The sequence below is a fragment of the Rhizobium sp. PP-F2F-G48 genome (genome assembly GCF_004342335.1).
Classification (GTDB): Bacteria; Pseudomonadota; Alphaproteobacteria; order Rhizobiales; family Rhizobiaceae; genus Ferranicluibacter.
In genome coordinates this window covers 326361-333916 of record NZ_SLVH01000005.1, presented here as the reverse complement: position 1 = coordinate 333916, position 7556 = coordinate 326361, and the positions used below count along the sequence as shown (strand labels likewise).

Here is a 7556-nt window from a genome sequence, read left to right as displayed (position 1 = left end):
GGAAGAGGCCGTGGGGGTGGTGGCGATATGGAGTTCATGGGCTTCCCACCCTGACGATCGTGCTGCTCCTCGTTCTCGAGCGGGAGGCGATCGATCTGGCTCTGATCGCGATCTTCGTCGGCTATGCCCTTGCCATTCTCCGTCTCATGCGGCCCGGCACGGATGCCTTGCGATTGGCGCCGTTCGAGGGCGCGGCGCCGGCCTATCGCGCCAGTCTGTTCTCAGCACTTTGCCTTCTTCTCTCGGCAGCCGTCGATCTGTTCGTCGTTCTGGATCTTGCCTGGGCGCAAGGTGCCTATGTCCGGCCGGTGATCGCAATCGCCAATCTCTGCCTGCTCGTGATCCTGGCGATCGCCGCCGCATCGACCGGCGCGCCGCCGGAACGGGTCCCGGTCATGCCGTCCGCTCCCGACGTTCCGGCGTTTGAAGCGCCGGCTTCCGAGGGGCCGGCCCCCGAGGCGGCAACGGCCGAAGAGGCCGGGACGATGGACGCCATCGAACGCCTGATGCAGACAAAGCGCGTCTATCGCGACGTCGATCTCAACCTCGACCGCCTGGCGCGCAAGGCCGGAATACCCGCCCGCCAGATCTCCGCCGCCATCAACCGGGCAACCGGAAAGAACGTCTCGCAAACGCCCGATCGCGACAACCGGTATCGCGCGATGATCGGGCGATTCTTCTGCCTGACAGCAGGCAGCACCAGAAACGGGGGCCAAGGATCGGGCGCTGGAGCGTTTCTGAGGCCATCTGACCGGCCCCAGGATCCACACTCGCCGAGGCAATGGGTCGCTTGCTGCGGTTCATCGTCACGGCGAGCCGGATGGGCGACATCACCCGGGCTCCAGCGCTTCTGCAAGCACAGAAAGGCGGAGGCGTTCCGGCGGCGAACGCTTACGATCGCAATGCAGTACGTCAAGCGATTGCCGACATGAGAGCCGAGGGGAAATCCCGTAACACCGCGCGCGAAAAATCAGGACTCCCCACGACGAAATCGCCCAATTCGATTGCAATCGCATCGGGAGATGCGTGGACCGAATGAACACGTCATCCGGTTCGCCCTCGCAAAGCCCTCGCTGCGACGATACCGGTCCGGCCTAGTTCCGATCCCGGATGTTGTAGAACACCATGACGCCAACGCCCCACATCATCAGTCCGATGGCGAAGACGAGCAGCGTGTTGAGCAGGCGGCTCGGATAGAGGGCGAGTTGCGGCAATGTCGGCTTGATCACGACGGCCATGTATCGATCGCGCGATGACGCTTCGATCTTTGCCTTTTCGAGACCTGCGAGAGCTGCCGTGTAGGCTTTCTCGGAAAAGCCGCGTTCGGTTTCGAGCTTCTCGTAGTGGTCGAGCCGGCCGGCAACATCCGTCGCGTCGTCCGCATACACGCGGCCCTTCTTGCCCGAATGCCCGTCGCCGAAGCGGTCACGCTCCTGCAGCAGCTGCTGCTCGATGCTGGCGATCTGAGAATTCAGAACTTTCACGCGTGGGGAGTCTTCCGACATCTGCGACCGTGCGACGCTGAGTTCGGTCTTGGCGACCGAAAGTTGCTGTTCGAGCGTCGCGACGATCTGCGCGGCCAGCTTGGCACCTTCCGTCGGATCGGCTTCCTGCATGACGTTTCGGAATTTCCGGACCTCGATTTGCGCATTTCCAAGACGGGTTTCCGTCTTCATAACCGCATTCTCGGCATCGCGCAGAACCTCGGATTTGGCGGCGTCGGAAACGCTGTTCACCAGGTTTTCGCTCTGGGTAACGATGAAGCGCGACAGCGCCTGAGACGACGACGGATCGAACGCCTTGACGCTGAGGTTCAAGACGCCGGAAGACTGGTCGAAATTGACGGAAACCATACGCTTCCAATACTGAATTTTTTCCTCGATCGTCAGGTCATGATCCAGACCATAGAAAAAATCGAGCCCGCGCGGGGCGAAGACCTTGTCCAGATCGAACGCCTCGTCGGCCGCCTGCACCATTTCGGGTCCCAGGATGTAGTCGAGGAGCATATAGGAATCGCTCACGGTGCTGCCGCCCGAAGCCTGGGTGAAGATACCCATCAGGTCCGCGGGCTGCGAGGACTCCAGACTGCGGACCGAGAACGCGGTCGTGCTGTGATACTGGTCGGCAGCGACGAACATCATGTAGGCGCCGGCGATGATCGTCGGGATGAGCACGGCGCAGAAGAATGTGGCGATGATCACCATATGGCGAAGTTTCAGCCGGGCATTGGGCCGGCTGAGAACGGTGTCGCCTTCCGGCGCTTCCGGCTCGACCTCGACCGCCGGTCGTTCGACCACCGGAGGCCTCATTTCGAGCAGACCCTTCAGCAGCATCAGGTGCCGTGGCTTGGCCTGCGCGGAAGAATTTGCCGCAGCGGTCGCGGAAGCATCGCTTGCCTTTGCCGTAATCACCGATAGGACCTCGCCATGTTTTCCTCGTGCACGCGAACCGCGTCAGCCAGATTTTCAAAATAGATCAGCTTGCCATCTTCCAGAACCACGCCGGAGTGGCAATAATCCTTCAGGGTCGAGGTGCTGTGAGACACCATGATGACATCCGAACCCTTTAAACGCTCTTTAAAGACCTGGTGCGACTTTCGCTTGAAATTGGTGTCGCCGACGGCAGTAACCTCATCGACGAGATAGTAATCGAATTTCACGCCCATGCTAATCCCGAAAGCCAGACGGGCTTTCATCCCGGATGAATATGTCTGCACGGGAGCTCTGAAGAACTCACCCAGTTCGGCAAAGTCCCGCACATATTCGACAAGGCTTTCCGTATCGACGCCGTAGATCCGGGCGACGAACCGGACATTCTGCTCGCCGCTCAGACTTCCCTGAAAGCTGCCGGCAAAGCCGAGTGGCCAGGACACCTTCGCGTCCCGCCGAACCGTCCCCTTATCGAGATGCAGGGTCCCGGCGATGATCTGCAGCAGGGTGGATTTACCCGCGCCGTTTCGCCCCAACAGCGCAAGACTCCTGCCGCGCGGGATCGTGAAACTGACATCGTTCAGGATTGTTTTGGTAACGCCCTTGGCTTTGGCGAATTTGGTTGCGCGTTCGAGCTGGATCATCGGCGTCCCGGAAACTGCCGCATCGACGCACTGCTGCAACGGTTCAGCGCGTGTGCAGCGCGCGCCGCCTCGTCTCTGTCCTGTGCGTTTTTGTCAATCAACGAGCGAGCCCTTCCGACACCGTCGCTTATGTCACCCGGCTTCAGAGTCGATATAGCGGTTAAATCTCGGCAAAATCAAGGTGCAGGCGTCCTTACCGGAAAGCCTGCACCGACGTTCGCCGCAATCAGGCGCTCTGGACGGCTGCCGTCGTTGCGCGTCGGTTGGTGACGCGCAGGATCGTGTAGCCGAGCAGGCCGGCGATCAGCGAGCCGATGAGGATGCCCACTTTGACACGATCCTGCATTTCGGGATCGGAAAAGGCGAGGAGACCGATGAAGAGGCTCATGGTGAAGCCGATGCCGCAGACCAGGGAAACGCCGAGGGTCTGACCCCAGCTCGCCTTGGCCGGCAGGTCCGCGAGGTTCATCTTCACCAGCAGGAAGACGGTTCCGAACACCCCGATGCACTTTCCGAGCACGAGACCCATGGCGACGCCGAGCGTGACGGGCTCGACCAGGGCGGGGAGGGTGATATGGGCAAAGGACACGCCGGCATTCGCAAAACCGAAGATCGGCACGATGATGAAGGCGACGGGCTTGTGGAGGGCATGCTCCAGCCGGTGCAGGGGCGAGGTGTCGGGCGTGGCTTCCGGCGTACCCGGCGTGCGGCGGATCGGGATCGTCAGCGCGAGAATGACGCCGGCAAGTGTCGCATGGACGCCGGAGGCGAACACGAGAACCCAGAGTGCCGCGCCCAGGACCAGATAGGGCAACAGACGCTGCACGCCGGCTCGGTTGAGGGCCACCAGTGCGCCGATGACCACGGCCGCCCCGCCGAGCGCCATCAGGTTCATGTCCGACGTGTAGAACAGGGCGATGATGACCACGGCGCCGAGATCGTCGATGATCGCGAGGGCAGCGAGAAAAATCTTCAGCGATGCCGGCACGCGCGGCCCCAGCAGCGAGAGGACACCGAGCGCAAAGGCGATATCGGTTGCGGACGGAACGGCCCAGCCATGCACCGCGACCGGATCCTGATAGTTGAAGGCGATGTAGATCAGTGCCGGGACCGCCATGCCGCCCGCAGCGGCGGCACCCGGAAGAATGCGCCGGCTCCAGGTGGAGAGCTGCCCGTCGAGAAGTTCGCGCTTGATCTCGAGGCCGACAACCAGAAAGAACGCTGCCATCAGCAGATCGTTGATCCAGTGCTGCAGGCTCAACGGGCCGACATAGATATGCAGCGCGCCGAAATAGGCTTCCGCGAAGGGCGAGTTCGCCGTGAGAATGGCGAGCAGCGCGACGCCCATCAACAGCAGGCCGCTCGATGTTTCATTGTCGAGAAACGCGCGGACGGTCGATTGGATGCGGCCTTTGGAGAGAGGGGAAGCGTGGTGTTTGGTCATGGCTTTGGCACCTCGAAAAAGGTTGGACACAATCTCCGTAGGTTTTCGGGAAGCCGAGGGCGCACGCAGCACACGCCCGCACCTCTTATACCGGCCGCCCCGGCGGAGAACCAGTCTTTTCGGGCTGCGTCAGGTTCGATGATCAAAAAACAAGCAGCGGTCGGGATTGACTGCAATCCGCCCTCGGCGTAACCTCAGGTCAACAGATGGCGGAAGACGCCGACGGCAATCGAGCCCCGAAGATCGCGTTGAGCGACTCGGGGCTTTTTTTGTTTGTCGACGTGACGTTACCCGTCATCATGGCTTGGAAGCCGACAAGGGGATGGACGGTCGTGAAGCACAGTGGCGGGCATGACGGACAGAGAAGGGCGCAGCATCGATGAGCCGCACCGCCATTCCCGTTTCCATCCTCTATTCGACCACCGGCCCCTATGCGGCTCTCGGCCGGGATGCGGTGGACGGGGCCATGGCGGCGATTGCCGAGGTCAATACCGATCCGGCGTCGCGCTTTTCGATCGTCGCCACGATCGACGATCCCTGCGGTCGCGCCGAAGACTATGCCATCCTTGCGGAAGCCGCGATCCGCGAGCGCAAATGTCGCCACATCATCGGCACGATCACCTCCTGGAGCCGCAAGGATGTTCTGCCCGTTGCCGAACGGCACGGCGCGCTTCTCTGGTATGCCTTTCCCTATGAAGGCTTCGAGGCAAGCGACAGCGCCATCTATCTCGGCGCCTGTCCGAACCAGCATCTGCTGCCCTTGTTCGATCATGTCCTGCCGCGCTTCGGGCGGCGCGCCTTCATCGTCGGCTCCAACTATATCTGGGGCTGGGAAATCAGCCGCATCGCCCGCGAGCGCATGGAAGCCTCCGGAGGGCAGGTCGTCTCGGACCGCTACGTGCCGCTCGGCTCGATCGAGGTCGATCACCTGATCACCGAGATCCGCCAGAAGAAGCCGGATTTCATCCTGAGCAATCTCGTCGGCCAGTCTGCCGCCGCCTTCATCGCCGCCTATGGCGACGATCGCGAGAATGCGACGGACGCGCCGCCGATCATCGCCTGCAACATGTCGGAAAGCGATCTCGAAGGCCTCGCACCCTCCGCCCGTCGTGGTCATCTGTCCACGTCGATCTATTTCGATCGGCTGGAAACGCCGGAAAACCGGGCGTTCAAAGCGCGCATGGCGGAGCGCCACGGTTCCGGCCGGCGCATCACCACGCCTTTCTTTTCGGCCTACATGGCGATGTCGATCCTGACGCGCGCCATCTCGGACGCCGGCACGGACGCGCCGGATGCGATCCGCAAGGTCGTCACGGCCCGAAGTTTCGACACGCCGGCCGGGCCGATCCGCATCGATCGGAAGACTCATCACGCCGCGCTGCGGCCGCACCTGGGCCTGTCCGATGAGACGGGCGGCTTCGCGCTGGTTGAGAGCGCCGAGGATGCCATCGTCGCCGACCCCTTTCTCGTGCGCGTCGGGATCAGGGCCGATCCGCCCGTCGTCCCCGCTGCCTTGAAGGTGGTCAAATGACGCGTCGCACCCGGCCGCCCCTCGCGCAATGGCATGCCGTGATCCTGCACCGGGAGCATCCTCTGGTGGATGCGCTGCGACGCCAGCTCGAACTTCTGCAGATCCGGGTGACGGTCTCCTGGCCGCATCTCGACGAGGCGCAGGCGTCCGCCGACGTCGTCTTCTTCGATGCCGACATGGGGCATGACGGGCAGTTTCCCTGGCCGCGGGGGTTTGCCCCCATGCCCATCATCGCGCTGATCGGCTCGGAAGCGCCAGGACGGATCGAATGGGCGCTGGACCAGGGCTCCAACGCCCATCTGCTGAAACCCATCGGCTCGACCGGTGCCTACAGCGCTCTGCTCATCGCGGCCCATGCCTATCAGCAGGTTCGCGCCCAGGCCGACGATATCCGCGTGCTGGAAGACCGGCTGCGCCAGCGACCGATCGTCGTGCGTGCCATTTTGCACCTGCTCCAGAACGAAGGCGGCGGCGAAGCGGCGGCCTGGAAGCGGCTGCGCTCCGTCGCCATGGATTGGGGCATGACCATCGAAGACGCGGCCGAGGCCATCTGCCGCAACGACAAACGCACCCGCAGCGGTGCCTGAAAAATAGAGGAGAGGGATAAAATGGAGATCATCGAAGGCTTTGCGCCCTATGGCGAGTATCATACCTGGTATCGGGTCACCGGCGACCTGTCCTCGCCGAAGCCGCCTCTCATCGTCGCGCATGGCGGCCCGGGCTGCACGCATGATTATGTCGATAGCTTCAAGGACATCGCCGCCACCGGCCGTGCCGTCATCCATTACGACCAGGTGGGCAACGGGCAGTCGACCCATCTTCCGGAAAAAGGCGGCGACTTCTGGACCGTTCCCTTCTTCAAGGCGGAGCTTCACAACCTCATCGACCATCTCGGCATCCGCCAGGCCTATTGCCTGCTCGGCCAGTCCTGGGGCGGCATGCTCGGCGCGGAATTCGCCGTCGACCGGCCGGAAGGCCTGAAGGCGCTGATCATCGCCAATTCGCCGGCCTCCATGCACACCTGGATTTCGGAGGCCAACCGCCTGCGCCGAGAGCTGCCGGAGGACGTGCAGGCGACGCTGCTGGAGCATGAGCAGGCGGAAACGACCGACAGTGCCGCGTACATGGCGGCGACCGACGTCTTCAATCAGCGCCATGTCTGCCGCGTCGTGCCGATGCCGCCGGAGGTCCAACGCACCTTCGATGCGATCGCGGCGGATCCAACCGTCTACCACACGATGAACGGCCCCAACGAATTCTACGTCATCGGCACCATGAAGGACTGGTCGATCGTCGGCCGGCTGTCCACCATCGCCGTCCCGACGCTCCTGATTTCCGGCCGCTTTGACGAGGCGACGGAAGCCTGCGTTCAGCCCTATGCCGACGAGATCCCCGACGTGCGCTGGACCATCTTCGAACAGTCCAGCCACATGCCGCATGTCGAGGAGCGGCAGGAAACGATGGCCGTCGTGGGCGCCTTTCTCGCGGAAAAGGCATCTTAAGACCCG

Annotated in this window: 6 protein-coding genes and 1 pseudogene; 4 read left to right on the top strand and 3 right to left on the bottom strand. The window is 62.7% G+C overall.

Going from position 1 to position 7556, the window contains the following annotated elements; all coding sequences use genetic code 11:
- Positions 1-932 (top strand): annotated as a pseudogene (locus tag C8J36_RS24945) (hypothetical protein); the annotation flags it as partial.
- Positions 933-1094: 162 nt separating this feature from the next.
- Here the strand turns inward: C8J36_RS24945 and C8J36_RS14665 are convergent.
- The 3 genes from C8J36_RS14665 to nhaA all read right to left on the bottom strand — a co-directional run bounded on the left by C8J36_RS14665 (position 1095) and on the right by nhaA (position 4517).
- Positions 1095-2297 (bottom strand): RkpR, polysaccharide export protein, encoded by a 1203-nt coding sequence (locus tag C8J36_RS14665; protein WP_165915055.1) that lies wholly within the window; start codon positions 2295-2297, stop codon positions 1095-1097.
- A 110-nt stretch (positions 2298-2407) separates the two neighbouring features.
- The gene (locus tag C8J36_RS14660; RefSeq protein ID WP_132535907.1) at positions 2408-3073 is read right to left on the bottom strand and encodes an ABC transporter ATP-binding protein; all 666 of its coding nucleotides are present in this window, start codon (positions 3071-3073) and stop codon (positions 2408-2410) included.
- A gap of 226 nt (positions 3074-3299) precedes the next feature.
- A complete protein-coding gene (nhaA, locus tag C8J36_RS14655; RefSeq protein ID WP_132535905.1) occupies positions 3300-4517 on the bottom strand; it encodes a Na+/H+ antiporter NhaA in 1218 nt (405 codons plus the stop codon).
- A 379-nt stretch (positions 4518-4896) separates the two neighbouring features.
- Between nhaA and C8J36_RS14650 the strand changes: the two genes are divergently transcribed.
- The 3 genes from C8J36_RS14650 to C8J36_RS14640 are packed head-to-tail and all read left to right on the top strand — an operon-like array spanning position 4897 to position 7550.
- Positions 4897-6048, top strand: a complete 1152-nt coding sequence (locus C8J36_RS14650; RefSeq protein WP_132535903.1) for a transporter substrate-binding protein — start codon at positions 4897-4899, stop codon at positions 6046-6048.
- Positions 6045-6635, top strand: a complete 591-nt coding sequence (locus C8J36_RS14645) for an ANTAR domain-containing protein (RefSeq protein ID WP_132535901.1) — start codon at positions 6045-6047, stop codon at positions 6633-6635. Before C8J36_RS14650 ends, C8J36_RS14645 begins: the two co-directional genes overlap by 4 nt.
- Before the next feature lie 21 nt (positions 6636-6656).
- Entirely contained in the window at positions 6657-7550 is an 894-nt protein-coding gene (locus C8J36_RS14640) for a proline iminopeptidase-family hydrolase (protein WP_132535899.1), read from the top strand.
- The last annotated feature ends 6 nt before the right edge of the window (positions 7551-7556 follow it).